Here is a 25,110-nt window from a genome sequence, read left to right on the forward strand (position 1 = left end):
CTGCGGCCCGGATGCATCTCTCGACACCTGCTTAGACCTCGGTAATCTCAACGCCGGTCATCACGACATCTTCGTTCGGGCGATCCATCGGGCCAACGGGCACTGCGGCGATCGCGTCAACCACAGCCTTCGAGGCATCATCGGCAACCTCGCCGAAGATGGTGTGCTTGCCAGTCAGCCAACCGGGGGCGGTCGTGGTGATGAAGAACTGCGAACCGTTCGTCCCGGCAAGACGGCCTGTGAGGTCGGGTCGCTTACCGGCGTTCGCCATCGCGAGCTGGTACTTCTGGTTGAAGGCGAGCTCTGGGTGGATCTCGTCGTCAAACACGTACCCCGGCCCGCCGGTGCCCGTGCCGGTGGGGTCACCACCCTGAATCATGAAGTCCTCGATGATGCGGTGGAAGATCACCCCGTCATAGAAGCCTTTTTGGGCCAGCTCAACAAAGTTCTTCACCGTCTTGGGGGCATGATCGCCGAAGAGGTTCAGCACGATGTCGCCGTGGTTAGTATGGATGGTCGCAACAGCGGTGTGTACAGTCATGGATGCAAGTTTACGTGCTCCCCACTGACGGTGAGGCACCGTTCATCGGCTGTTCGCTAGCTTTCCCCTGTGAATTCCACACACTGGGCCGCCCATCTCGGTCGCTGTCAGTGTAGTTTTGATAGAAAGCCCGCACAGGCAACGGAGGTTTCCATGTCACTCTCACGTAAGCGTCGTCGCGAACTCAAGCGTCTGCGTTCCCAAGCCGAGGAATTGCTTGATCAACAGCGCATTGTTCTTGGTCACGCAGGATCCGTACTCCAGGAGGCCGGCCGTCAGGCGAAGAACCTCGGAGGCGAGTATGTAACTCCCCGAGTTAACGATGCCATCGAAGGCGTTCGCCCCACCATTGACCGCGGGGTCATCGCTGCCCACCGTGCAGCAGACCGCGTACGGCGGGTCGCGGCACCCATTGTGGCAACGGCTTTGGCGAACACCATCCGCACACTTGAGCAGATGGAGAACCCTGAAGCGGCTGGGCAGCTCCGCACCTTTGGTGAGCAGCGTGGGTTGCTCAAGCCCTCAAAGAATCGTCGAGTTGGCGGCGTGATCGCACTCGGTCTTGGAGTCGTCGCGGCTGCAGGAGTTGGCTACGCACTGTGGCAAGCATTCCGAAGCGATGACGAACTCTGGGTTGCCCCGGAGGGTGAACTGTAGCTCGCAGTTCGAGGTGCAATGCGGGGGTGGCTGTGGTCGCCCCCGCATTTGTGTGTTGACGACCTTGCGTGCTTGAGGCACGCGAATCAGTGTGACTACTTGGGTGGGTTCTTGGCGGTTCGTCGTTGTCCGCCCGTCTTCGCGCGGCCGCGTTGATCTATCCCCGCCATACGAATCCCTGTTTGCACGAGCGATAGGGTCCGCAACGAACGAATCTCGCGTATGGCTACCCATCGCGCCTCGTCAGAAGATCCATCGATCTCGTGGCGGAGTGGACCTTCCTTTACCGAGGCGCGATAGACGATCCGAATGGTGTGAAGCTCGGGCGCGGTGCCCTCGGGTACTTCTTCACGCACCATCACCCGCGAGTCGACACCCAGTAGCTTCCCCACGCGAGCTTCGAGACCGGTTTCTTCGAGCACTTCGCGCACGACCGCGTCTCTTGGATCCTCGCCGGGGTCAATCCCGCCGCCCGGGAGAGTCCACCCATGCAGGTGCCCGCGACGCCAGTGGGTGAGCAGGATTCTCCCGCGCCTCTCCACCACTGCGTAGGCGGCCACCCGTAGATCCATACACCGAGCCTAGCCTGCCAGGGTCCCCTGTCGCGCCGCACTCAGGATGGGGCGTAGGCCGCGCTCCAGCCGATCACCCATCGCGACAGCCGAGCGTAGGCCTCCCGCCTGGCGAGCGGTTCCGACAGAAACACATCGTGAAGCGCGCCGTCCAGGCGCTCGATGGTCACCGAATCACCAAGCTTCACAGCTGCACGCGCAATGAGGTCAACATCAAGCACAGTGTCCGAACGCAACATCTCGTCCCGCCAGGTCATCCCGAACTGGGATCGTGCAGACAGCAACACACACACTGGAACATCGATCTGGAGGCCAGCAGCGACTCGCGCATGACCATCGAGGATGGCGCGGAACCATCCGACCAAGACCGGGAGAGAGATCTCGGGCCGCCACAGTGGGTTTACATCGGTCTGCTCACGCGGATCCGCGACCATGCGCTGTGCGCGCTTGTAGAACCCCAAATCGAGCTGTGGCAAGGCGAGCTCCCTCGGATTCAACGAAGCACGGAAGTTCATCACCGGGGTCACCGCCTTTCGCACCGCGCCACTGAGCTGAAGTTCCAGCCACGGGCTGTTCAGGATCAGTGCGTCGGCAATCCCGCGGTGCCGATCCGCCCACAGACTCAGTGTGAGCCCCCCCGTGGAGTGGCCGAGAAGCACCAGCCGACGGTCGGACGTGCTCCGAGCGTCGGGTGCCAGCCGGTGCCCCATTTCCTCGAGTGCGAGGGCAATCTCCAGGTCGTAGTCAGCGAGGTCCTCCACGTAGCCGGGCGTCTGGCCCTCACGCAGGCTACGTCCGCATTTCCTCAGGTCAAGCGCGAAGAATCTCGCTCCCCGGGCTGTCCAGAATTCAGCCAGGCCGCGCTGGAAGAAATAGTCAGACCAACCGTGCACATAGAGCACGTCAACGTCACTCAGTGGCTGGGGAGCCCTCAGTGCCCGCTCCCAGAAGTTCCGTGGTCGAGGGAGGGATCGCACGAGTGTCGCCTCCACGGGGCCTTCAGCGTCCTCACCGAGATCAAGTCGCAAGAATTCGAAACCCTCACCCAGTACATCTGCGCGCCATCCGCTCATGGAGCCAGTCTAGAGAACCCGATGCCGCCGTTGCAGGCGCCTGGTCGTTATACAAAATGGAAGAAGCCCACCAGATTATCTGGTGGGCTTCCGTGTTGTGGATCCTGGGAGAATCGAACTCCCGACATCCTGCTTGCAAAGCAGGCGCTCTACCAACTGAGCTAAGGACCCGCGGGTTCAATGTTATCTCACGACAACATCGGTGGGGCTACCAGGACTTGAACCTGGGACCTCTTCATTATCAGTGAAGCGCTCTAACCGCCTGAGCTATAGCCCCGTGACCAAGAACTGACTCTACCGGAAACCAGCGGAAATCTGAAATCGGGCACTCCTTGGACGTGTCCTCGCGCACGAAGTTTGCGCGAGGACGACACCTAATTGCTCGTAAATCCGAGTTGGAAGCCGCCGATGACACGGACCAAGAGGTTGTAAATCACCGAAGCGACGGCACCGAGCGCCGTGCCAACAATGACATTCAAGATCCCGACGACGATTGCGAAACCAAATACCTGCGCAAACCCAAAGAACGCAAGCAGACTGTTTTGATCACCCACGATGTCCATGAAGAGTGAGTCGAGTTGGCTCAACACCCCGGTTGAGACGAGCACCGTGTAGACCAGAATGATGGCGACGACGCCCACGATTGCGAGGCTCAACGACACGAGGAAGGAGAACTTCACTGCAGACCAGAAGTCGACGTACACGAGCTTCAGGCGAACCTGCTTCGCCGGTGCCTTCTTTCTCGTCTTCTTGGCCAGCTTGTCGGCGACAGTGTTACTCATTCACGTCTTCCTTAGGTTCTTCCGGCCCAGTAATTGCCGCTTCGGCAGGTGTTTCAGCGTCTTCGACCGGAGCCTCGTCGAGGCCACGCTCCGCATTACGCGCGATGCCAATGATACGGTCACCCTCTGGGAATCGCGCAAACACGACCCCCATTGTGTTCCGCCCCTTCGCCGGCACCTCTGCGACATTTGAACGAACCACCTTGCCGGTCGCGAGTACGACGAGCACTTCGTCGCTCTCATCGACGATAAACCCACCGACGAGATCACCTCGGTTTTCGTCGAGCTTGGCCACCTTAATGCCGAAGCCACCCCGCTGCTGTACCCGATACTCGTCAACCGCCGTGCGTTTCGCATAGCCGCCCTCGGTCACCACAAATACGTAGCCACCCTCGGTAATTGTTGAGGCGGTGAGAAGCGCATCTCCCTCGCGAAAGTTCATCCCGCGAACTCCGCTTGTCGAACGCCCCATGGGTCGAAGCGCCTGATCTGACGCGGTAAAACGTACCGACATTCCCTGTCGGGAGATCAGGAGTACGTCATCGTCAGCGGTTGCGATCAGCGCCGAGACGAGCTCATCGCCCTCTCTGAGCTTGATAGCAATGATTCCACCCGTGCGATTGGTATCGTACTCCGTCAGTGCGGTCTTCTTCACGAGCCCATCGCGGGTGGCGAGTAGCAGGTATCCCCCGTCATCAAAGCTCCGCAATGCGAGTACTTGAGTGACAAGTTCGTCAGGTCCGAGCGCAAGCAAGTTCGCGAGGTGTTGACCCTTTGCGTCACGACCTCCCTCTGGAATCTCGTAGGTCTTCGCCCGATACACTCGCCCGGTGTTCGTGAAGAACAAGAGCCAATGGTGGGTCGTGGTGACAAAGAAATGTTCGACAATGTCATCGGCGCGAAGTTGCGCGCCCTTGACACCCTTCCCTCCGCGATGCTGTGACCGGTAATTGTCGATTCGCGTGCGCTTCACATACCCACCTCGAGTGATGGTGACCACCATCTCCTCCTCGGGGATAAGGTCTTCCATCGACATGTCGCCATCGAAGCCGTGCAAAATTGTGGTTCGACGATCGTCTCCGAACTTGTGCACCAGTTCATCGAGCTCTTCAACCACAATCTGCCGCTGCGCGGACGACGAGGCAAGAATTCCCTGGAATTCGGCGATTTGAAGCTCAAGCTTGGCGGCAAGATCGAGAATCTTCTGCCTCTCCAGTGCCGCAAGTCGTCGCAGCTGCAGTCCGAGAATCGCGTCAGCCTGTATCTGGTCGACACCCAGCAGTTCCATCAAACCCTCGCGGGCAGCTTCGACTGTTGAGGATCGACGAATCAGTGCGATCACCTCATCGAGGGCATCCAGGGCCTTCAGGTAGCCGCGCTGGATGTGAGCTTCGGCTTCGGCCTTGCGCAGCCGGAACTCGGTCCGACGCACGATGACCTCGACCTGATGCCTCGCCCACGCAGTAATGAAGCCGTCGATCGCGAGAGTACGGGGCACTCCGTCGACAATCGCGAGCATGTTTGCGCCAAAGTTTTCCTGCAGCTGCGTGTGCTTGTAGAGATTGTTCAGCACCACCTTTGCGATTGCATCCCGCTTCAGCACGATTACCAAGCGCTGGCCGGTACGTCCACTCGATTCGTCTCGAATGTCGGCGATGCCCTGTATCTTCCCGTCTTTCACCAAGTCAGCGATCTTCACCGCCAGGTTATCCGGGTTGACTTGGTACGGCAGTTCTGTCACAACGAGGCAATTGCGCCCACGCAACTCCTCAATGCTCACCACGGCACGCATGGTGATCGAACCACGTCCGGTTTGATACGCTTCCCGGATCCCTTTGCTTCCCAGAATCTGCGCACCAGTGGGAAAATCAGGTCCCTTTACACGTTCCATGAGCGCCTCAAGGAGTTCCTCCCGAGTTGCCTCAGGATGCTCCAGGTGCCACTTCGCCGCGTCTGCGACCTCACGGAGGTTGTGTGGTGGGATATTTGTCGCCATGCCGACCGCGATGCCAACCGAGCCGTTCACCAGAAGATTCGGAAAGCGAGCGGTGAGGACGGTCGGTTCACGCGTGCGACCATCGTAATTGTCCTGAAAATCGACAGTGTCTTCGTCGATGTCGCGCACCATCTCCATGGCGAGCGGAGACATCTTCGTTTCTGTGTATCGGTGGGCAGCCGCCCCATCATTGCCTGGTGACCCAAAGTTGCCCTGCCCGAGCGCCAGCGGATAGCGCATCGCCCACGGCTGTACCAGCCTGACAAGCGAGTCATACACGGCGGTGTCGCCGTGTGGATGGAACTGACCCATCACATCGCCAATGACGCGCGTGCACTTCGAGAACGCCTTGTCGGGCCGGTAACCGCCGTCATACATGGTGTAAATCACACGACGGTGCACGGGCTTGAGGCCGTCTCGCACGTCGGGAAGAGCACGCCCGACGATGACGCTCATTGCATAATCGAGGTACGATCGCTGCATTTCCAGCTGAAGATCGACCTGGTCGATTCTGCCGTGGATTCGCTGAGCCTCTTCGGCACTCGTCTCTGGGATCTCGCGTTCTGGAGTCTGGTTCTCAGATGTCAAGGAAGCGCACGTCCTTCGCGTTCTGTTGGATGAAGTTCCGGCGTGATTCCACGTCTTCTCCCATGAGCGTGGAGAAGATTTCATCTGCCGCTGCTGCGTCGTCCATGGTGACTTGCAGCAGTGTTCGTGTCTCTGGGTTCATTGTGGTCTCCCACAACTCCTCATAATTCATTTCACCGAGACCCTTGTAACGCTGCACGCCGCTCTCTTTCCCGAGTCGCTTTCCCGCCTCGGCCCCGAAAGAGAGTCTCGCGTCACGTTCCGAATCACTGAAAACATACTCGTGCTCCGCATTTGTCCACTTGATGCGATAGAGCGGTGGCTGGGCCAAATAGACGTACCCCATATCAATCAGCGGCCTCATGTACCGGAACAACAGCGTGAGCAGCAGTGTCGTGATGTGTTGACCGTCGACATCTGCATCGGCCATCAAGACGATCTTGTGATATCTGGCCTTGCCCGGATCAAAGTCTTCCCCGATACCCGCACCGAATGCGGTAATCATGGCCTGGACTTCGGCGTTCCCAAGTGCCCGGTCTAGTCGTGCCTTCTCAACGTTCAAGATCTTTCCGCGAAGCGGCAATATCGCCTGCGTGTCCGGGTTACGTCCGGTCTTTGCGGAGCCCCCGGCGGAGTCGCCCTCAACAATGAAGATTTCAGAAAGCGTAGGATCCTTGCTTGCACAGTCCGAGAGCTTGCCCGGCATCCCACCAGACTCAAGCAAACCCTTGCGCCGGGCCGTTTCTCGGGCCTTTCGGGCGGCGAGCCGTGCAGTCGCAGCCTGAATCGACTTGCGGATGATGTCCTTCGCAGCACCGGGGTTACGCTCAAACCAGTCCCCGAGTTGATCGCCCACGACTTTCTGAACGAAAGCTTTCGCCTCAGTGTTGCCGAGCTTTGTCTTCGTCTGCCCCTCGAACTGCGGTTCACCAAGTTTCACCGAAAGTACTGCAGTGAGGCCCTCGCGCACATCCTCACCGGAGAGATTCTCATCCTTGTCTCGCAAGAAGTTCTTCTCTCGCGCGTAGCGATTGACCAGTGTGGTCAGCGCTGCGCGAAAACCCTCCTCATGGGTGCCACCTTCGTGCGTATTGATGGTGTTTGCGTAGGTGTGAACGCTCTCTGTGTAGGACGTTGTCCACTGCATCGCGACTTCTGCGGAAATCCGACGCACTGTGTCTTCTGATTCGAAAGAGATGATCTCTTCGTGCACAAGGTCAGCACGCTTGGCGGCATTGAGGTGTCGGACGTAGTCTTCGATGCCACGTTCATACTGAAACTCGTCTCGAGGAGCCTCGGGAACGATCAATTCACCGTGCTCGTTCTCGGTCGGCTCTTGCGGGCGCAGGTCGGTGAGCGTGATCCGCAGCCCCTTATTAAGGAACGCCATCTGCTGAAAGCGGGTCCGGAGCGTGGTGTAGTCAAATTCGACAGTTTCGAATATCTCGGCGCTTGGCCAGAATGTGATTGTGGTTCCGCTCTGATCATTCGCCTCGCCCTTAGCGAGTGGAGCATTGGGAACACTGTCTGTGAATGACATGTTCCACGTGAAACCTTGACGTCGAACCTGTACCTCAAATCGAGAAGACAGGGCGTTCACCACAGAAGAGCCCACGCCGTGGAGTCCCCCAGAGACGGCATAGCCGCTTCCGCCGAACTTTCCCCCAGCGTGGAGCACCGTGAGAACGACCTCGACGGTGGACCGACCCTCGGTCGGATGCATATCAACGGGAATGCCTCGCCCGTTGTCAACAACCCTCACTCCACCATCTTCGAGAATCGTGACGTGAATTGTGTCACAGTGGCCAGCGAGTGCCTCATCCACCGAGTTGTCCACGATCTCGTATACCAGGTGGTGCAGTCCGCGCGGGCCTGTCGATCCGATGTACATTCCGGGGCGCTTGCGCACCGCTTCGAGACCTTCAAGTACCTGGATATCTCCGGCACCGTATTCTTGTTCGGCCGTAGCCTGTTCTGAAGTCATACTGTGATGGTTCCCTCTACCCGCGTTTCAGGGTGGTATTTCGCGCCGGGTACTTTCGGACACTAGCCTATCAATGCGCAGTCGCGAGACGGGCCTTTCGGGGCGATTCAGGGCCGTTCTTCGCACGGGATCAACCCCGAGTTCTCGGGTGCGAGTGGTTCCGTTCCGCTTTCCCTTCCCCAGAAGCTCTGTTCGAGAAAAATTCGTGTGAATCAGAACGGAAGAATTGCTCCGTAAAGTAGCACTCTTCTCCCCCTAGCCATAGGTGTCTCGCGGACCCCGTCCGGGGACCGTACGTCTTCCATGTCTCCAGCTCGGCGCGCCGGGTGCCAAGAACTTGATCTCTCGTATTTCCGCGTTTGGGTATTCGTCCAGGACTCGGGTGAGAATTTCGCCTCGAAGTCTCCGGAGTTCCGTGGCCCACGCCGTGGAGTCGCACTGCACCACCAACGTTCCGTCTCTCAATTCAGTGATCTCGGTGTGTTCGGCGGTCGACTCGCCAATGAAGACCGGCCATTCAGCAATAAGACGGGCTTGCTCGAGTTCAAGTTTCCATCCGAGATCCTGCGCGGTGCCGGTAAGTATCTGACCTAAAGGTTGCGGGTCCCGTCCTCGTCCGAACGGGACGCTTCCCGAAACTACATTCCCTGAGCCAACCCTTTTCCTGAGCGGTAGGCCCTTCCAGTGGGCCTTCGCCCTAAGGTATGCATTGCTCGCGAACCCTGTGTCAGTGCTGCCGCCCACCGGATTTCCCCTCCCCGAGTTCTCCCTCCACAACGTCGGTCACTTGCCCTGACGCAATGTGTATTCTCCGTCCGGTAGTGCCAGTCGGGAGGTCCCCCTCAACCGCGGCTGTCACTAAGACCTGCTCAAAGTCTCCTGCGGCGTTCATCAGTCGCGACCTTCGGCGTGCATCTAATTCCGCAAAGACATCGTCAAGAACAATTACCGGATCTCCGACTGGAGATTCTGCGCGAAGTAGTGCGGCGAGTGCCAGGCGCATCGAGAGCGCAAACGACCAAGACTCGCCATGGCTTGCGTACCCACGGACTGGCAGGCCATTGAGTGCGAGATGGAGATCGTCTCGATGCGGGCCAATTAATGTGACGCCCCGCTCTAGTTCGAATCGATGAACTCCCGCGAGCGCCTCGGCGAACTGCTGGGCAATTGTTTCACGTGAAACATCGAGATCATCCCGCACTGGTGGTTCAGGCGGAGTCTGGGATGTTTCACGTGAAACACTACCGCTCGTTTTCACCTGTCCAGCAGACTCCACCAATACAAGGTGAGGCGAATGATCCGACAGCACCAGCGCCTGATAGCTAGACACTAAATGGGGGAGCAGCTCGTGCACCAGCTGCTGCCTGGCATGCATGATTCGAGAACCCAGCTCAATCAGCTGGTCGTCCCAAACGCCGAGAGTCTCGGCTACGGCATCCTTCTTGCCGGTCAGTCTGGCCGATTTCAGGAGTGAGCTCCGTTGTTTCACTACGCGATCATAATCCGCGAGAATGCCAGCGAGTCGCGGATGACGCGCCACGAGTGCCTCATCGAGAAACTTCCTTCGAATCGCTGGCTCTCCCCGCACCAAACTGAGATCCTCGGGCGCGAAAACGACGGCGGAAAACCAACGGGTCAGCTCCCGAGGCTTACTAGGATTACGATTAACTTGCGCCCGATTCGGTTGGCCGCGATTCAGTTGAATCTCCAGGAGCGCCTCTCGCTCCAAGACTGCGATTCGCATCCGAGCAACCGCGGAATCCGCTCCGGCTCTGATCAGGGCACTGTCGCTACTGACGCGATGGGAACTCAACGACGAGAAATACGCGATCGCCTCAACCAGATTTGTCTTCCCTTGGCCGTTCTCACCGACAATCAGATTAACTCCAGGCGCGAAGCCCACCTCGGCTGACCGATAGTTACGAAAGTCACTCAACGAGAGATGCGTCACCCGCATCTTGAACTCCTAACGGAGGAGAAGGTTGGGCTGCAGGAGGTAGCGGAAGCTCTGCTCGTCGAGTTCGTCTTTACTTCGCTGGCTCGTGATGAGTACGGGTCCCGGCTTACTGGCGTTATCTGTGCGCGTGAAGCCAATTCGAGCAAATTCGGCGTGGGTTGAGCGCAGCCCATCGAGCAGGAACTGAGGCTTCAGCGAAACCACCATCTCATCACCAACAAGATGAGCGTCCACAGTCTCGACCGCTTGAGCCGTCTCTGTTCCTGCGGCTTCGAGCGTCACTTGCCCCTCGACGAAGGAAAACCGAAGCGCCGCTTCTCGCTCGAGCACCAAGCCCACGCGTCCAACCGCCTCAACGAGCTCGGCTGTATTGAGAACCGCATAGTTCTCAATACTTTCGGGAAACAGACGCCCGACGGGAGGATAATTTCCTTTGATCAAGAGCGAGGTCACCGTCTTGTTGCCTCCGGTGAAGGCAACTAACTCACGATCCGAGTCCTTCACGATAGCGACCTCGACTGTGCCGTCGCCGCCGAACATCTTCCCAACCTCGATGACGACCTTGGCCGGTACAAGTGCGGTGAGCGTTGGGTCTCCGCCGAGAGGCTGCCAATCGATCCGCCGTGTAGCGACACGATAGCGATCGGTTGCGGTGAGGGTGAGTGCATTATCGGCAATCTCGAACTGAACGCCGGTGATTACCGGGGTGACATCGTCTTTCGATGCGGCGAGGGAAACCTGAGCGATTGCCTCTGCAAAAACGTCGGCCGGAACTGAACCCGAAACCGAGTCGACTCTCGGTACCTGCGGATACTCCTCCACGGGCATTGCGGGCAGACTGAACGAGGAGGCCCCGCAACGTACCTGGATTCTCGTTTCAATCAGAGAGATCTCAACATCCGAGTGCGGCAGCCGCTGTGCGATTTCGCCGAGGAGTCGGCCTGAAACGAGTGCGCGTCCAGGTTCACCTGTGTCGGCAATGACCGTCGTTCGAGCAGAGGTCTCATAATCGAACGCTGACAGGGTAATTTCATCGCTCGAGGCCTCCAGCAGCACACCGCTGAGCAGAGGCTGTGTCGGCCTCTGGGGAAGTAGCTTGACTGCAAATGAAACGGCCTCACTAAACACGTCACGATTGACAGTGAAACGCATGCCAGCTCCTTGCACAGTTCTGAGTCTGCAACCAGATCCTCGAGCATCGAGGGTCGCCCGACAATCTTTGCACACTCCTGGCTCACGGAGTCAGTGAAAGGTCCTAGCGGGCACCTGGCGCGGGTTATCCACAACGTGATGGAACGCCCAATGAATGATGAATAGATAGTTAATAGTAATAGGGACTGTGGAAACTGTGGATAACTCCCCCGATCCTTGCAGGGGACTGGGAACTACAGGCGTGTGAGTTGTACGTAGAGGGTGGATAGCGTGTGATCCGCGCAATTCTGCGGGAGTCAGAGGGGAAACGACTTTCCACAGTGGTGATCGACTTCCGCACAGATTACCGAAAGTTGTCCCCAATTATTCACAACTTCTTGCCCCCTTGTGGATAACTGTGAGGTGGATGGACCTATCGAGATGCCTGTTTGATGCGGGTAGTCAGTTCGGTCACCTGGTTAAAGATGGATCGTCGTTCGGCAATAAGTTGTGTGATCTTCCGGTGCGCGTACATCACGGTGGTGTGATCTCGCCCTCCGAAGAGCTGGCCGATCTTAGGAAGAGAGAGCGGAGTAAGTTCTCTGCACAGATACATCGCGATTTGGCGGGCAGTGGCTATTTGCTGGGCGCGGGATGCGCCGTATAGCTCGTCGAGGGCAAGATCAAAGTATTCAGCAGTGTGGCTGATGATGTCCGTCGGCTGCACCTCATTGTCCTCATCTAAGGTGATGAGATCTTTCAGCACTGTCTGGACCAGGGGCATATCAACACGTTGTTGGTTCAGACTGGCAAAAGCCGTCACACGAATGAGGGTTCCCTCAAGTTCGCGAATGTTCGATGTGAACTTTGAGGCAATGAACTCCAGAATGTCGTGATCGATCTCGAGATTCTCTCGCTTCGCCTTCTTTCGGAGGATCGCAATACGCGTCTCGAGATCGGGCACCTGAATATCGGTGAGCAAACCCCACTCAAACCTGGAGCGCATGCGATCCTCGAAGCCGCGAAGCTGCTTCGGAGGCACATCACTCGTAATGACAACTTGCTTGCTGTGATCGTGAAGGGTGTTGAACGTATGAAAGAAGGCTTCCTGGGTCTCTGCTTTTCCCTCAAGAAACTGAATGTCATCGACCAGAAGGATATCTACGCTGCGATATCGCGCGTGGAAGGCCGCACCCTGGTTATTTGCAATCGAATTGATGAAATCGTTCGTAAAATCTTCGGAGCTCACATACCGAACCCGAATTTCGGGAAAAAGTTCCCTCGCGTAGTGACCAATTGCGTGAAGAAGGTGGGTTTTTCCAAGGCCAGAATCGCCGTAGATAAACAACGGGTTATATGCCCGGGCGGGCGCCTCCGCAACGGCGACGGCGGCAGCGTGGGCAAAGCGATTCGATTGCCCGATCACAAACGAATCAAAACGGTACTTCTCGTTGAGTCGACTATCAGCCAGATCATGTTGCCCATGGCGAGGGCGCGGTTCCTCCACCGGACGCACATGTTCGACAGACGGGGGAACCGTGAGGTGATTCTGCCAAGCAGGGCTTTCTTCCGGCTCGGGGTCGATAGCCGGCTGTGCATCGATGTCAACGATAACAACGAAACTTTCAATCTCAGCCGCATCTGAGATAGCGGAGACCGCCTGCATGATCGAGGGACGTAACCGATTCTCGAGGAGCTTGAGAGTGAATTCATGCTGAACCGCGAGAAATAGGGTGCCTGCGCTGATGCCGCGGGGCACCGCGAGCGCAAGTTGTGCGCCGACAGCAGGGCCCACCTGTGGGTCGCTCATTACCGCATGGGTGATTTGCGCCCAGACGCGTTGTACGTCATCTTCAGTCACGTGTACTTCCGAAATTCTTCCGACTAACCAACAGTAGATTCCCCAATTCCATCCACAAGGTGACGGGGTAAAAAGGCGTAATCATGCGGGAAACAGTTCGCTATCCACACCTGCGCCCACGTTAGTCACAGAATTGTCCACAGGCAAGTCACCTGCCAGAACACGCCGCGGAAGCTGAACTGTTTCACGCCGGGTGTGCGGATAATCAATCGACTCCGTGTGCTCGACTTTGACTTACCCGGAAAATCGGCGTATCTTTGGATCCTTGTATGGGTGCAACCCAGTTGTCGCCCTGCCCAGATTCGACTTCCTCGTCACTGAAGCGTCGGGGATCTATTCCATAAGTCACGGAGTCTTCACAATGAGCAAGCGCACTTTCCAGCCAAACAACCGTCGTCGTGCCAAGGTGCACGGTTTCCGCGCTCGTATGCGTACCCGCGCGGGCCGTGCGATCGTTGCCGCACGTCGCGGCAAGGGCCGCACGAAGCTCACTGCGTAGCCTTCACGCAGACGATCGTGCCTGCCAGGCAGCACCGAATTACTCGGGGCGATGACTATCGGCGCATCGTACGAAACGGATACCGCGTGGGTGGTGCTTTCTGCATCACCCACGCGGTTTTGCGTGTGCACGATGACACCGAGGCTGCGAGCGACGAAACTCGCTCGACACAGCAACCACTACCCGCACGCTTCGGATTCATCGTCTCAAAAGCTGTTGGCGGGGCCGTCACTAGAAACCTGGTGCGTCGACGCCTCAAAGGAATCGTTGAACGGCATCTGGGGAGTGGATTCACCGGAGTCGATATAGTGTTTCGTGCATTACCCACAAGCGGGAGCGCTCAGTTCTCAGACTTGAACCGGGAAATTGATCGAGCTCTCGTACGGGTCGAGCGGTGGGCCCTGACTCAACAACAAGCGGTCTCACCATGAGCGTCGTGATTCGGCTTCTTGAGGAAGTCTGGCTGCTCCCCCGCAATATCGCAATCGCGTTCATGTTGGGATACCGCCGGGTAGTGTCGCCCCTCTATGGCGAGGTGTGCAGGTACTATCCCAGTTGTTCACGCTACGCTTTGGAAGCGTTTCAACGGCAGGGATGTGTGGCAGGGATCGGCCTCACCATCTGGCGCTTGATCCGGTGCAATCCCTGGACTCCCGGCGGTATCGATGATGCTCCCGAGCGCCGACAGCCAAGATTTTCTATCAATTCCCGCGGATTCGTTCGCCCCACCACACGAAAGGCCTGATCACGGTGGATTTCATCGAGACAATTCTGTGGCCCTTGCGCTGGCTCGTCGAGCTGGTGCTCATGCTCTGGCACCAACTTTTCACTCTCATCGGGCTTGATCCGGCATCGGGGGCGGCCTGGGTGCTGTCCATTCTCGGGCTCGTGGTAGTCGTTCGATCCCTTCTCATCCCGGTGACCGTTCGGCAGATCAAGGCCCAGCGACGGATGATGGATCTCGCGCCTGAGATGAAGAAGGTGCAAGCGAAGTACAAGGGCAAGAGCGATCAGTTCTCGCGCGAGGCCATGAGTCGCGAGACGATGGCCCTCTACAAGAAGCACGGCACGAATCCATTTTCTTCATGCCTGCCCATCTTGATTCAGATGCCCATCTTCTTTTCGCTCTTCTACGTGCTGCGCAACGCCTCGGAAAACAAGCCGGGCATCGGGTTCATGGGCGAAGACCTGACGCAAAGCTTCAATGCGGCCACGGTATTCGGGGCGCCACTCAAGATGACCTTCACTCAGGGCTGGGAATCCGGACAGTGGAGCGTTGTGATTCTGCTGGGCTTCATCGTCATTGCCATGATCGCCTCGCAGTTCTTCACCCAGCTGCAGATCATGTCGAAGAACATCTCTGATGAGACCAAGGCATCCCCGATGTACCGACAGCAGAAGATCATGCTGTACATCATCCCGTTCGCCTTCCTGTTCTCCGGTGTCGCTTTCCCGCTCGCACTCAACATCTATTGGTTCACCTCGAACTTGTGGACGATGGGTCAGCAGTTCATTGTGATTCACAACATGCCGACGCCCGGAAGTGATGCATGGCGTGCGCGACAGGCTCGTCTGCGTGCCAAGGGAAAGCTCAGCCCAGAGGAACTTGAGATCGAAGAGGCCCGCGAGGCAAAGGCCGAGGCCCAGGGGCAACGACAGCAACCGAAGAGCGCCAAGCGTTCAAAGAAGAAGAAGTGAGGCACCGCTGATGGGAGAACGTGAAGGATTGAGCGAACTGCTTGCAGAGCCCACCGCCGATCAGCTCGAAGTTGAGGGTGATCTGGCGGCTGACTACATCGAGGGTCTGCTTGACATTGCCGACCTCGACGGCGATCTCGACATTTCTGTGGCGAGCGGCCGCGCGTACCTTTCGGTGACGGGCGGCGGAGAAGACATCGATCACCTGGCAATGCCAGATGTAGTTCAGGCATTGCAGGATCTCACTCGCCTTGCCATCCAGAGCGAGACCGGTCGCTTTTCGCGCCTCATTCTCGACATTGGTGGATCGCGTGATGCTCGCGCCACTGAGCTCCGTGGCATGGTTGACGCTGCCGCGGCACAGATTGCGGCCGGTCGTGCTGAGGTGGGGCTTGAGCCCATGTCGTCGTATGAGCGGAAGCTGGTGCACGATCTCGTCGCCGAGCGTGGGTATCATTCCGAGTCGCGTGGTGAAGGTCGGGATCGCCGACTCGTGATCCGGCGCGCGGAGTAGTTTCACGTGAAACATGACTGAGGCTGAAATCGAGTCCGAGCCGTCTGTTTCTGCGGAGATCGCAGGGGTTCGAATTGAGGTACTTCGCGCGTTCGCGCGGGATCTCGGGATGCGCGGCGAGACGTTGGGGCTTATCGGTCCGCTCGAAGCGCCCAGACTCTGGACCCGACACATACTCAATAGCGCGGTCCTAGCACCGTTGATCCACGGAGGCTCGAACGTCGCCGATATCGGTACCGGCGGGGGCATGCCTGGATTGGTGCTTGCAATCTTGCGCCCGGACGCCCACTTCCATTTGGTCGAACCCATGGAGCGGCGCTGCGCCTGGCTGACCGAGCAGACGCGCATGCTGGATCTCGACAACGTCGAGGTGAGGCGGGGTCGCGCCGAGGAGTTCCATGGAGAGCTTCTGGTCGACCAAGTCACGGCTCGAGCGGTCACGGCGCTCAAGAAACTTGTTCCCTTGACCGCCCCGCTGTTGCGCGATGGTGGGGAGATGCTCTTTTTGAAGGGGGCTTCGGTCGATGCTGAGATCGATGCTGCCCAGAAGGTATTGCGCGCGCATCGCGTGCACGACGTCGCCGTTGAAGAACTTGGACTGGGTCAGCTCGGAGAGACGACTAGAGTGTTGAGAGCCCGGGTACGGTGATCCACTTGAACCCGCTCGCGACGTGACTGAGGAAGCGATGACCGACACCGACAACGCACTTGTGGCCAAGCATCTGGTCGACAAGCGACGCCGTCGCCGCGCCCTCGAGCAGACCGTGTCGCCGCTGCCCAACGAGACACGCGTCATCACGGTGTCAAACCAGAAAGGCGGCGTCGGCAAGACAACGACGACCGTCAACCTGGCGTCGGCACTCGCGCGACGCGGTGCCAATGTGCTGGTGATCGACCTTGACCCGCAGGGAAACGCCTCCACCGCGTTGGGGGTGATGCATCGCCCCGAGGTTACGAGCGTGTATGACGTGCTCCTTGGCGAGGAAGACATTCAAGCGGCGATTCAGCCGACCACCGATCATGAGCGACTGTTCTGCGTCCCCTCAACAATTAACTTGGCTGGCGCGGAAATCGAGCTGGTGTCGCTCGTCGCTCGAGAGCAGCGTCTGCGCACCGCGCTGGAGAGCTTTCTGCGCGAATCTGAGACGCACTTTCACTATGTATTCATCGATTGCCCTCCCTCACTTGGTCTGTTGACCGTGAACGCGTTTGTGGCCGCAAGCGAGGTACTGATCCCCATTCAGTGCGAGTATTACGCGCTCGAGGGGTTAAGTCAGTTGCTTGGGAACATCAAGTTGATTCAGAAGCACCTGAACCCCGGGCTGCAGGTCTCGACGATCCTGTTGACGATGTATGACGCACGAACGAATCTTGCCCAGGAGGTCGCACAGGAGGTGCGCACCCACTTCCCCACCGAGACGCTCACTGCTGTAGTGCCACGCTCGGTGCGCATCTCAGAAGCGCCCAGCTACGGCCAGACGGTGCACGCCTATGACGCGGGGTCGATTGGCGCAATTGCCTACCTGGAGGCAGCTGCCGAGATTGCCGAGCGCAGCGCTGACCCTCTCACGAGCGAAGGAGCCTGACCATGGCCACCAAGAAGCGCAGCGGGCTGGGGCGCGGCATCGGAGCCCTCATTCCACAGAGCACGAGCGAGGGCGAACGCCCCGTAGACGTGTTTTTTCCGGCGGATCGCAGTTCTGATGAGCAGGCGATTGCAGCAAAAGTGCATGCCGAGATGGAGACAGTAGACTCTGGGCTTCGTCAGGTGCCGGGTGCGACACTCACCAGCCTTGACCTCGCCGACATTGTGCCGAACCGGGCGCAACCCCGCACCGAGTTCGACGAAGAAGCTCTCGAGGAACTTACCCACTCCATCCGGGAGTTTGGGGTCTTTCAACCGGTGGTCGTGCGTGCCATTGAGCCCACTCCCCCCGAGGGCGAGCCACACTACGAGCTCATCATGGGTGAGCGTCGGTTCCGGGCGAGCCAGCGGGCCGGGCGTGACACAATCCCGGCGATCATCCGCAGCACCGCCGACGAGCACATGTTGCGCGACGCGTTGCTCGAGAACCTGCACCGCGCGCAACTGAACCCACTCGAAGAAGCCTCGGCCTACCAGCAGTTGCTCAGCGATTTTGGCATCACCCAGGAGCAACTGGCGACTCGCATCGGCCGCTCCCGCCCGCAGATTTCCAACACCATTCGTCTCCTCCGCCTGCCCGAGCCCGTGCAGGCGCGTGTGGCGGCGGGGGTGCTCACCGCTGGCCATGCCCGAGCGATTCTGTCGCTTGATGGCGACGCGGCATCGATGCAGCGGCTCGCCGACAAAATTGTGAATGAGGGGCTGTCAGTTCGGGCCGCCGAAGCCGTGGCCGGTGAAACACCGAAGCAGAAGCGCCTGCGGGCGCGCCCGGGCGGGGTACAGGCGCAGCTTGGTGAGATCGCCGAGCGGCTGGGTGATCGCTTCGACACACGCGTGTCAATCAAGCTGGGTGCCAAGAAGGGTCAGGTACTCATCGACTTTGCCACGATTGCAGACCTGAAGCGCATTCTCGAGGAACTGGGTGACCCGGGTTTTAACTAACGGATCGCTGTTTCGGATCGAGAACGTGGAGGCTCTCCCCGATCTCAATCTCGACCCCGTAATCGGGAATGTGTCATGACATCCACGCAGGCAAAACAACACAGCGCCCGTCCCGCAAATCGCGGAAACCGGACGCTGTGTGCTGTTCGCTGCGCGTGCGTCTTTAGATGATGCCCGCGAGGTGCTCCTCGAGCACGGTCTTGGGTACGGCACCGATGATCTCTCGTACTTCTTCGCCGCCCTTGAATACCTTCATGGCGGGAATCGAGGTGATGCGGTACTTTGCGGCCAGTCCCGGATTCTCGTCGACGTTCACCTTTGCAATGACGATCTTGCCGTCGTGCTCGGCGGCGATCTGCGCAAGCACGGGTGCGACCATGCGACACGGGCCACACCACTCGGCCCAGAAATCCACGAGCACGGGGGTCTCGCTTTGCAGCACGACCTTATCGAAGGTCTGCTCTCCGACGATGATGGGTTCAGACATGTTGTCTCCTAACGAATCGTAATTAATCTTGTGCGGCGAGGAAGTGCTCGGCGTCGAGGGCGGCGACCACACCGGAGCCCGCAGCGGTTGCGGCCTGCCGGTAGCTGGCATCAATGACGTCGCCAGCGGCGAAAACACCCTCGACCGAGGTCTTCGAGCTTCGTCCATCAACCGCAATGGTGCCGTCGGGCGTGAGTTCGAGCTGATCATGCACCAGGTGTGTGCGGGGGTCATTCCCGACCGCGATGAACAAACCGTCGAGGGTGAGCTCCGACTCCTCACCACTCACCGTGTTGCGCAGGGTGATGCCTGTGACCTCGGTCTCGCCGCGAATCGCTGCGACCTCGGAGTTCCAGACGAACTCAATCTTCGCGTTGTCGAAGGCACGCTGCTGCATGATCTTCGAGGCCTTGAGCTCTTCTCGGCGGTGGATCACGTAGACCTTCGCGGCGAAGCGGGTGAGGAAGGTCGCCTCCTCCATCGCGGAATCGCCCCCGCCAACTACGGCGATGGTCTTCTCACGGAAGAAGAACCCGTCGCACGTCGCGCACCAGGAGATGCCGTGACCGCTGAGCTTCTCCTCCTCGGGAAGCCCAAGCTTCCGATAGGCGGATCCCGTCGCGAAGATGACCGCCTTCGCCTCGTGCACGGTGCCGTCGCTCGTGGTGACCTTCTTTACGTCGCCCGAGAGATCAAGCGCCGTGACATCGTCGTACACAACTTTGGTGCCAAATTTTTCGGCCTGCGCCTGAATCTTTTCCATCAGTTCCGGGCCCTGAATGCCTTCGGGGAAGCCGGGAAAGTTCTCGACGTCCGTCGTGTTCATCAGTTCGCCGCCCGGCTCGACCGAGCTGGCAAACAGCAACGGCTCAAGCCCTGCGCGCGCCGCATAAATGCCCGCCGTCAGGCCCGCCGGGCCACTGCCGATAATGATGATCTGGTGCATTCTGCTCCTCGCACGCGATGTGTGGATCACGGCCCGCGGCCGCCTCTGGGTGATACAACCAATCCTAGGCTTGCATCATTCCCTGGGCAGGTGAATTTCGAGGGAACGACCCGACGCTTATGTGCGGTCTTTCGCGTCGGCGGCTTTGGCCGCAGCATCGGCCGGGGTGGCGCGCTCGCGGCGACGGAGACTCCTCCAGATACCAAAACCGAGAAGCAAGAGCGCAATTGTCGAAAGTGATGTCAGCAGAATGGTCTCGTAAGAGCTACGAATCGTGAGCTTCAGCACACGCTCGGCGAACGCCTGCTCACCAGCTACATCGGTGAGCTCGACTCGGAGCCCTGATTCCCCCGAAGACACCCGTGTATTGACACCGACGAGCACCACATGATTCCCCTCGGCGCCCACCAGCTGATCTGGAAATGCGCGCGCAGGAATTGCGATACCTGCAGAGGTTGGTGCGACCTTGAGTGTCACCCGCGCATCAAACGGCAGGGCATTGTGCAGGGTCACTGGCACCCGGGAGGAGGTGCCGACCAGCTGTGTGTTTTCGGTTCCGACGATCTGCACCCCGGTCAGGAGCTCCGCGTCGCGCGCGCGAATGCGATCGTCGATAACGTCAAAATCCACGTCGGCGTTGGCGTACCGCGTAGCAAATGCCTCGAGAAGTCGCACACGCTGGTACTCCAAGAGGTACTGCGGGCGAGTGAGGAGGGGGGCTAGTTCGTCAATCTCATCGGATCGTCCGATTGTGGCACGAAGGAATTCGCGGCGCTGTTCGAGCGTTTCTCCCGAGCGGATCATGCCGGTGCCCACGGGTTGCAAGGTCTCGGGCACGGAGTCCACCCAGCCGAGGCCCAGCACGGAGGTCAGGAATTCCGCCGGATCTTCCGAGTCGGCAAGGGCACCGCGATCCACTGCGAGTACGAGGCCCGGGGAACCCTGCAGCGCCTCGAGCGCGAGGCGGGAGGCCAGACTGGCGATCCCGGCCGCACGCTCGGAGGGGCTGTTGCCGGCGAGGGTGCGCCGGGATGACTCGGAAAGGCTCGCGTCCGCCACCAGCGCCGAGAAATCGCCAATGGGCACGCGGGTGCCGGTCGCGTCCGCGACGCTCCCCGAGTCGAGCACGACCATGGAGATCCCCCCATTGCGGAGAAGGTCGAGCGTCGCGGTGTCGACCCCGCCGGCAGCCGGCCATGCGCCGGGAATCGCACGGGGCAGGGCTGACAGCTCGTCTATGCTCGGGGCAGAGACGGCCCCGTCAAACGCGGAGTTTCCCCCGATCTGAGCCGAATCAGCCGGCGGGGAACCGCCCTCGCTCGGCGCGGTGTCGTCGCCCTCGCTCGTGTCGGTGGTCGAATCAGACCCGGGTGCTTCCTCGGTGCCTGTCTCAGCGGACGAGCCGCGAAGGAGGTAACTGAACCCGAGCGGCTGGAGCAGTTCCTCGCGCCCAAGGGCGGCCTGCGCCGCTGGGTCCGCATCGGCAAACTGCAGCAGGAACAGTGGTTGAGCGGAGGTTTCGAGTCGGTCGAGGAGATCGCGGGCGGATGCCGGGGCGTTCTCCCCCAATACCCGAACGCCTGCAATGATGCGGGGATCCACTGCCAGTGTGGCCCCGGCGCGTTCGGCCTCATCGAGCAGACTCGTGAGTCTGGGTGCAATTTCTCGGAGCTGCTCTGCCGTGGGCATGGTGCGCACGCTTCCCGGAAGCGTGAATGGGACTACCAGGGTCAGCGGTACGCGAGATTCGGTGCCAGCATCTTGCCAGACGAACGGTGTCGCCGCTGAGACAAGCAGTGGATCTGCGCGCGTCTCGAGGGGCTCGGTACTGGGCAGGCGTAACTCGACGTGCACCGTGTAGACGCCGCGTTGGCTCAGAACACTGAGCGGAAATAGCTCGCGAGACACGGTGAGGGTGATGGCCTGCTCTCCCCCGCTCGCGGTGGCACCCACGGCTGACCGAGCGATTTGGGTGACCTGCGCGGTGGGCTCGCCCGAGGTGAGCTGCGCCGCGGATTCGAGTCGTTCTGGGTGAAGCAGCAGCCGGAGCTCGCCAGCGGAGATCGCATCCTGCCCGGTATTGCGGAGGAGAACGGTGAACTGGTACTCCTCCATACCTGCATCGAACACCGGTAGAGCCGGAGCGACGATCAACTCTGCAGTGACGGCGGTCGTCTCGGATTCGGAGGTCTGTTCCTGGGCGCGATCGGCCATGATTACCGACGTGGGGGGTGCGGATCGGGTCGAGATGGAACTGGGCGACTGGGCAGATCCACTGGAACCTGATGCACCCGCAGCCGCAGCCGCAGCCGTCGATGCGGCGAGGGTGAGCACTGCAGTCAGGATCGCCGCAGTGCACGCGCGGGCGAGCGACCGGCGCGAAGCGAGGCGACGGCGCGGACGCTGGTGGCGCGGCGCACGTGACATAGGGCAAGTGTAGGGCGGCGAGGCTGCCGGTACCCTGGAGGGATGCGTCCTATTGCCGAATCGATGGCGGCCCTGCGCGCCATCGCCGACTCCCCGCCGGTGCGCACCCTCTCTGAGGCGTTTGCTGCGGCCGGCCACGAGTTTGCGCTGGTCGGTGGTCCGGTGCGTGATGCGATGCTGGGCCGTGCGGTCACTGATCTTGACTTCACCACCTCGGCCCGGCCGGATGAGACCCGTGCGATCGTTGACACGCTGACGAAGCAGGTGTGGGACGTCGGGCGTGACTTCGGTACGATTGCCGCCAAGGTTCACGGCGAGACTGTGGAGATCACCACGTATCGTGCGGAGATCTACCGCGACGACTCTCGCAAACCTGAGGTGAACTTCGGCGACACCATTGAGGCGGATCTGGTGCGGCGTGATTTCACGATCAACGCATTGGCGCTCATGCTGCCCTCGATGCGACTCGTGGACGTGGCGGGCGGCGTGGAAGACCTGCTCGCGGGGCGGATCGTGACCCCGGGCAGCGCCGAAACTTCGTTTACTGACGACCCCCTGCGAATGCTGCGCGCCGCGCGGTTTGCTGCACAGCTCGGCTTCGAAGTTGCGCCGGAGACGCAGGCGGCGATGGCGGAGTTTGGCCCCCGACTCGAGATCATCTCGGCCGAGCGTGTGCGAGACGAACTCGTCAAGCTACTCGCCACCGATGATCCGGTGCCGGGCATTCGTCTGCTGGTTGACACCGGTCTTGCCGGGCGATTTCTGCCTGAGCTCACCGCGCTGGTTGCCACTCAAGACGACCACGGGCGACACAAAGATGTCTACGAGCACAGCCTCACCGTTTTGAGACAGGCGATCGAGCTGGAATTCGAACGGAGGGGCGAGGGCGTTCACTCCCCCGACCTGGTGCTGCGCCTTGCGGCACTGCTACACGACATCGGTAAGCCGATGACCCGTCGCTTCGAACGCGGCGGGGTGACCTTTCATCATCACGACGTGGTGGGGGCGAAGCTTGCCAAGAAGCGACTGCGCGCCCTCCGCTTCGACAACGACACGATCGCACAGGTCGCCCGACTCGTCGAGCTGCACCTGCGTTTCTTCGGGTACAGCGATCAACAGTGGACGGATTCGGCCGTGCGGCGCTACGTGCGCGATGCCGGCGACGTGCTGCCGCAGCTACACATCCTCACCCGCGCCGACGTGACCACCCGCAACCGGCGCAAGGCCGAGCGGCTCGAGCACGCCTATGACGACATCGAACACCGCATCGAAGAACTCATGGCGGCCGAGGAACTTGCCTCGGTGCGGCCGGAGCTCGATGGCGAGCAAATTATGCGGTTGCTCGACATCGGACCGGGGCCGCTCGTGGGTCAGGCCTACCGCCACATGCTCGAGGTGCGGCTCGACGAAGGGCCAATCGGCGAGGAACTCGCCACGGAGCGATTGCTCGCTTGGTATGAATCAGTGAGGAAATAGTGAATCAGGATCCCACCACATGGTTCGACGGCACCGGGCGGGTGCTGTTCGTTCACGCACACCCTGATGATGAGACGATCGCTACGGGCGGCACGCTCGCGGCACTCGCGGAGGCGGGTGCTGAGCCCGGACTGGTGACGCTCACTCGAGGAGAGCGCGGCGAGGTCACATCTGGTCCGTTTGCTGCGCTCGCTGGCACTGCCCAGCTGGCGGCCCACCGAGAGACCGAGCTCGCCGCGGCCCTCTTCATGCTGGGGGTGGATCGCCACGCGTTCCTGGGGACTCCCCCGGCGCGCGCTGCGGGGCTGGGGCCACGCGTGTACGCCGATTCGGGCATGGTGTGGGGCGCCGACGGACTCGCCACGGCCTCCCCCGATGCCGCAGCTGATGCGCTCACCCGGGCGAGCGCCATCGAACCATTGAATGACTTCCTCGCACTTGCCGCCAACTGGGGGGCGGAGGCGATCGTGAGTTATGACGCCATCGGCGGGTATGGCCACCCCGATCACGTGTTCGCGCATCGGCTCGCGCGCGCCGTGGCCCACGGACTCGATCTCCCCTATTGGGAGATCGTGACCGATCGGTCGAATGCTGGCGCCGGAGGCGCCGATCCACACGTGAGTGAAGCGGGTGAAGCGGGTGAGCCCGGTCAGGACACCGTCGCGTATGACGTGAGCCCTTGGATTGAGCGCAAGATTGCGGCGCTGCGATCACATGCCACACAGCTCACCGTTGACGGCGATGCCATCGTGCACGTCGGAGGCCAGCGACAGCCAATCGATGTGATCGAGCGATTCCGCAGGCTCCCGCGGCTCGGGTGACATCCATCGGTCGATTTTGGGGCCGCATGCTGTTAGGCTGTACAGGTTGTCTGCCTACCGAGCGATCTGCGCGGAGGCCGAAAACAGTGCATCAATACCCTCCTGTCACAGAAATCCTGTGGCCGTATAGTCCGAAGGAGGTGGGTCAATAATGCATACGTACGAACTCATGGTGATCCTCGATCCCGGCATTGACGAGCGCACCGTAGCTCCGAGCATCGACAAGTTCCTCGGCGTCATCCGCAACGCGGGCGGCGACATTGAGAAGGTCGATATCTGGGGCAAGCGCCGCCTGGCCTACGAAATCAAGAAGCAGTCCGAGGGCATCTATGTCGTCGTGAACTTCACCGCAAGCCCCGAGGCAACCGCCGAGCTTGACCGTCAGCTGGGTCTCTCCGAGGCCGTGCTGCGTACCAAGGTGCTGCGCGCCGACGAGCTCATCGCTCAGCGTGCCGCCCAGAGCTCGCGCGATCTGGCGAAGGCCGCACGCGCCGCGAAGCTGGGCGCATAGCT

The 25,110-nt window shown here is 60.0% G+C and carries 25 protein-coding genes and 2 tRNA genes; 12 read left to right on the forward strand and 15 right to left on the reverse strand.

All coding sequences use genetic code 11. The features are described from left to right. Positions 1-31: 31 nt before the first annotated feature. The gene (locus tag ACTNFK_RS00415; RefSeq protein ID WP_435936399.1) at positions 32-541 is read right to left on the reverse strand and encodes a peptidylprolyl isomerase; all 510 of its coding nucleotides are present in this window, start codon (positions 539-541) and stop codon (positions 32-34) included. Positions 542-694: 153 nt separating this feature from the next. Between ACTNFK_RS00415 and ACTNFK_RS00420 the strand changes: the two genes are divergently transcribed. Next, on the forward strand, positions 695-1,198 hold the full coding sequence (locus tag ACTNFK_RS00420; RefSeq protein ID WP_435936400.1) for a DNA/RNA helicase: 504 nt from the start codon (positions 695-697) through the stop codon (positions 1,196-1,198). Positions 1,199-1,293: 95 nt separating this feature from the next. On the opposite strand, the gene ACTNFK_RS00425 is transcribed toward ACTNFK_RS00420, so the two are convergent. The 11 genes from ACTNFK_RS00425 to dnaA all read right to left on the reverse strand — a co-directional run bounded on the left by ACTNFK_RS00425 (position 1,294) and on the right by dnaA (position 13,142). Then, the gene (locus ACTNFK_RS00425; protein WP_433645424.1) at positions 1,294-1,770 is read right to left on the reverse strand and encodes an NUDIX hydrolase; all 477 of its coding nucleotides are present in this window, start codon (positions 1,768-1,770) and stop codon (positions 1,294-1,296) included. A 41-nt stretch (positions 1,771-1,811) separates the two neighbouring features. Next, complete coding sequence (locus tag ACTNFK_RS00430; protein ID WP_435936401.1) at positions 1,812-2,843, reverse strand: alpha/beta hydrolase; 1,032 nt, start codon at positions 2,841-2,843, stop codon at positions 1,812-1,814. Between the two features lie 98 nt (positions 2,844-2,941). Then, positions 2,942-3,014: transfer RNA gene (locus ACTNFK_RS00435), tRNA-Ala, on the reverse strand. A 32-nt stretch (positions 3,015-3,046) separates the two neighbouring features. Further along, a tRNA-Ile gene (locus ACTNFK_RS00440) sits at positions 3,047-3,120 on the reverse strand. Positions 3,121-3,217: 97 nt separating this feature from the next. Then, complete coding sequence (locus ACTNFK_RS00445; RefSeq protein ID WP_433645422.1) at positions 3,218-3,625, reverse strand: DUF3566 domain-containing protein; 408 nt, start codon at positions 3,623-3,625, stop codon at positions 3,218-3,220. Further along, on the reverse strand, positions 3,618-6,176 hold the full coding sequence (gene gyrA, locus ACTNFK_RS00450; RefSeq protein WP_435936523.1) for a DNA gyrase subunit A: 2,559 nt from the start codon (positions 6,174-6,176) through the stop codon (positions 3,618-3,620). The genes ACTNFK_RS00445 and gyrA overlap by 8 nt, the downstream gene beginning before the upstream one ends. A 22-nt stretch (positions 6,177-6,198) precedes the next feature. Next, entirely contained in the window at positions 6,199-8,193 is a 1,995-nt protein-coding gene (gene gyrB / locus ACTNFK_RS00455; protein ID WP_435936402.1) for a DNA topoisomerase (ATP-hydrolyzing) subunit B, read from the reverse strand. A 255-nt stretch (positions 8,194-8,448) separates the two neighbouring features. Further along, positions 8,449-8,937, reverse strand: a complete 489-nt coding sequence (locus ACTNFK_RS00460; protein ID WP_435936403.1) for a DciA family protein — start codon at positions 8,935-8,937, stop codon at positions 8,449-8,451. Then, positions 8,921-10,150 (reverse strand): DNA replication/repair protein RecF, encoded by a 1,230-nt coding sequence (gene recF, locus ACTNFK_RS00465; protein WP_435936404.1) that lies wholly within the window; start codon positions 10,148-10,150, stop codon positions 8,921-8,923. Before recF ends, ACTNFK_RS00460 begins: the two co-directional genes overlap by 17 nt. Before the next feature lie 9 nt (positions 10,151-10,159). Beyond that, the gene (gene dnaN / locus ACTNFK_RS00470; RefSeq protein WP_435936405.1) at positions 10,160-11,302 is read right to left on the reverse strand and encodes a DNA polymerase III subunit beta; all 1,143 of its coding nucleotides are present in this window, start codon (positions 11,300-11,302) and stop codon (positions 10,160-10,162) included. A 412-nt stretch (positions 11,303-11,714) separates the two neighbouring features. Continuing rightward, the gene (gene dnaA, locus ACTNFK_RS00475) at positions 11,715-13,142 is read right to left on the reverse strand and encodes a chromosomal replication initiator protein DnaA (protein WP_445117178.1); all 1,428 of its coding nucleotides are present in this window, start codon (positions 13,140-13,142) and stop codon (positions 11,715-11,717) included. 361 nt (positions 13,143-13,503) lie between these two features. Between dnaA and rpmH the strand changes: the two genes are divergently transcribed. The 8 genes from rpmH (at position 13,504) to ACTNFK_RS00515 (ending at position 18,440) form a co-directional block, all read left to right on the forward strand. Beyond that, on the forward strand, positions 13,504-13,641 hold the full coding sequence (rpmH, locus tag ACTNFK_RS00480; RefSeq protein ID WP_382446410.1) for a 50S ribosomal protein L34: 138 nt from the start codon (positions 13,504-13,506) through the stop codon (positions 13,639-13,641). A 17-nt stretch (positions 13,642-13,658) separates the two neighbouring features. Further along, the gene (rnpA, locus tag ACTNFK_RS00485; protein WP_435936406.1) at positions 13,659-14,072 is read left to right on the forward strand and encodes a ribonuclease P protein component; all 414 of its coding nucleotides are present in this window, start codon (positions 13,659-13,661) and stop codon (positions 14,070-14,072) included. A 62-nt stretch (positions 14,073-14,134) separates the two neighbouring features. Further along, positions 14,135-14,386, forward strand: coding sequence for a membrane protein insertion efficiency factor YidD (yidD, locus tag ACTNFK_RS00490; protein ID WP_445117222.1), 252 nt, complete (start codon positions 14,135-14,137; stop codon positions 14,384-14,386). Positions 14,387-14,391: 5 nt separating this feature from the next. After that, a complete protein-coding gene (yidC, locus tag ACTNFK_RS00495; RefSeq protein WP_433645411.1) occupies positions 14,392-15,339 on the forward strand; it encodes a membrane protein insertase YidC in 948 nt (315 codons plus the stop codon). 10 nt (positions 15,340-15,349) lie between these two features. After that, complete coding sequence (locus ACTNFK_RS00500; protein ID WP_433645410.1) at positions 15,350-15,853, forward strand: Jag family protein; 504 nt, start codon at positions 15,350-15,352, stop codon at positions 15,851-15,853. A gap of 13 nt (positions 15,854-15,866) precedes the next feature. Beyond that, entirely contained in the window at positions 15,867-16,502 is a 636-nt protein-coding gene (rsmG, locus tag ACTNFK_RS00505) for a 16S rRNA (guanine(527)-N(7))-methyltransferase RsmG (RefSeq protein ID WP_435936408.1), read from the forward strand. 37 nt (positions 16,503-16,539) lie between these two features. Next, on the forward strand, positions 16,540-17,439 hold the full coding sequence (locus ACTNFK_RS00510) for a ParA family protein (protein ID WP_435936525.1): 900 nt from the start codon (positions 16,540-16,542) through the stop codon (positions 17,437-17,439). Positions 17,440-17,441: 2 nt separating this feature from the next. Then, a complete protein-coding gene (locus tag ACTNFK_RS00515; protein ID WP_435936409.1) occupies positions 17,442-18,440 on the forward strand; it encodes a ParB/RepB/Spo0J family partition protein in 999 nt (332 codons plus the stop codon). A gap of 163 nt (positions 18,441-18,603) precedes the next feature. On the opposite strand, the gene trxA is transcribed toward ACTNFK_RS00515, so the two are convergent. The 3 genes from trxA to ACTNFK_RS00530 all read right to left on the reverse strand — a co-directional run bounded on the left by trxA (position 18,604) and on the right by ACTNFK_RS00530 (position 22,300). Next, the gene (trxA, locus tag ACTNFK_RS00520) at positions 18,604-18,927 is read right to left on the reverse strand and encodes a thioredoxin (protein ID WP_433645407.1); all 324 of its coding nucleotides are present in this window, start codon (positions 18,925-18,927) and stop codon (positions 18,604-18,606) included. A gap of 22 nt (positions 18,928-18,949) precedes the next feature. Then, positions 18,950-19,873 (reverse strand): thioredoxin-disulfide reductase, encoded by a 924-nt coding sequence (gene trxB, locus ACTNFK_RS00525; RefSeq protein WP_433645406.1) that lies wholly within the window; start codon positions 19,871-19,873, stop codon positions 18,950-18,952. Positions 19,874-19,990: 117 nt separating this feature from the next. Beyond that, positions 19,991-22,300, reverse strand: a complete 2,310-nt coding sequence (locus ACTNFK_RS00530; protein WP_435936411.1) for a DUF6049 family protein — start codon at positions 22,298-22,300, stop codon at positions 19,991-19,993. Positions 22,301-22,342: 42 nt separating this feature from the next. Here ACTNFK_RS00530 and ACTNFK_RS00535 point away from each other — a divergent pair, with 42 nt between their 5' ends. The 3 genes from ACTNFK_RS00535 to rpsF all read left to right on the forward strand — a co-directional run bounded on the left by ACTNFK_RS00535 (position 22,343) and on the right by rpsF (position 25,108). Beyond that, positions 22,343-23,776, forward strand: a complete 1,434-nt coding sequence (locus ACTNFK_RS00535) for a CCA tRNA nucleotidyltransferase (RefSeq protein ID WP_435936412.1) — start codon at positions 22,343-22,345, stop codon at positions 23,774-23,776. Then, positions 23,776-24,597 (forward strand): PIG-L family deacetylase, encoded by an 822-nt coding sequence (locus ACTNFK_RS00540; protein ID WP_435936414.1) that lies wholly within the window; start codon positions 23,776-23,778, stop codon positions 24,595-24,597. Before ACTNFK_RS00535 ends, ACTNFK_RS00540 begins: the two co-directional genes overlap by 1 nt. 151 nt (positions 24,598-24,748) lie before the next feature. Then, the gene (rpsF, locus tag ACTNFK_RS00545) at positions 24,749-25,108 is read left to right on the forward strand and encodes a 30S ribosomal protein S6 (protein WP_433645401.1); all 360 of its coding nucleotides are present in this window, start codon (positions 24,749-24,751) and stop codon (positions 25,106-25,108) included. Positions 25,109-25,110: the final 2 nt, after the last annotated feature.

It is taken from the genome of Leucobacter fengyongliangi (assembly GCF_052386045.1).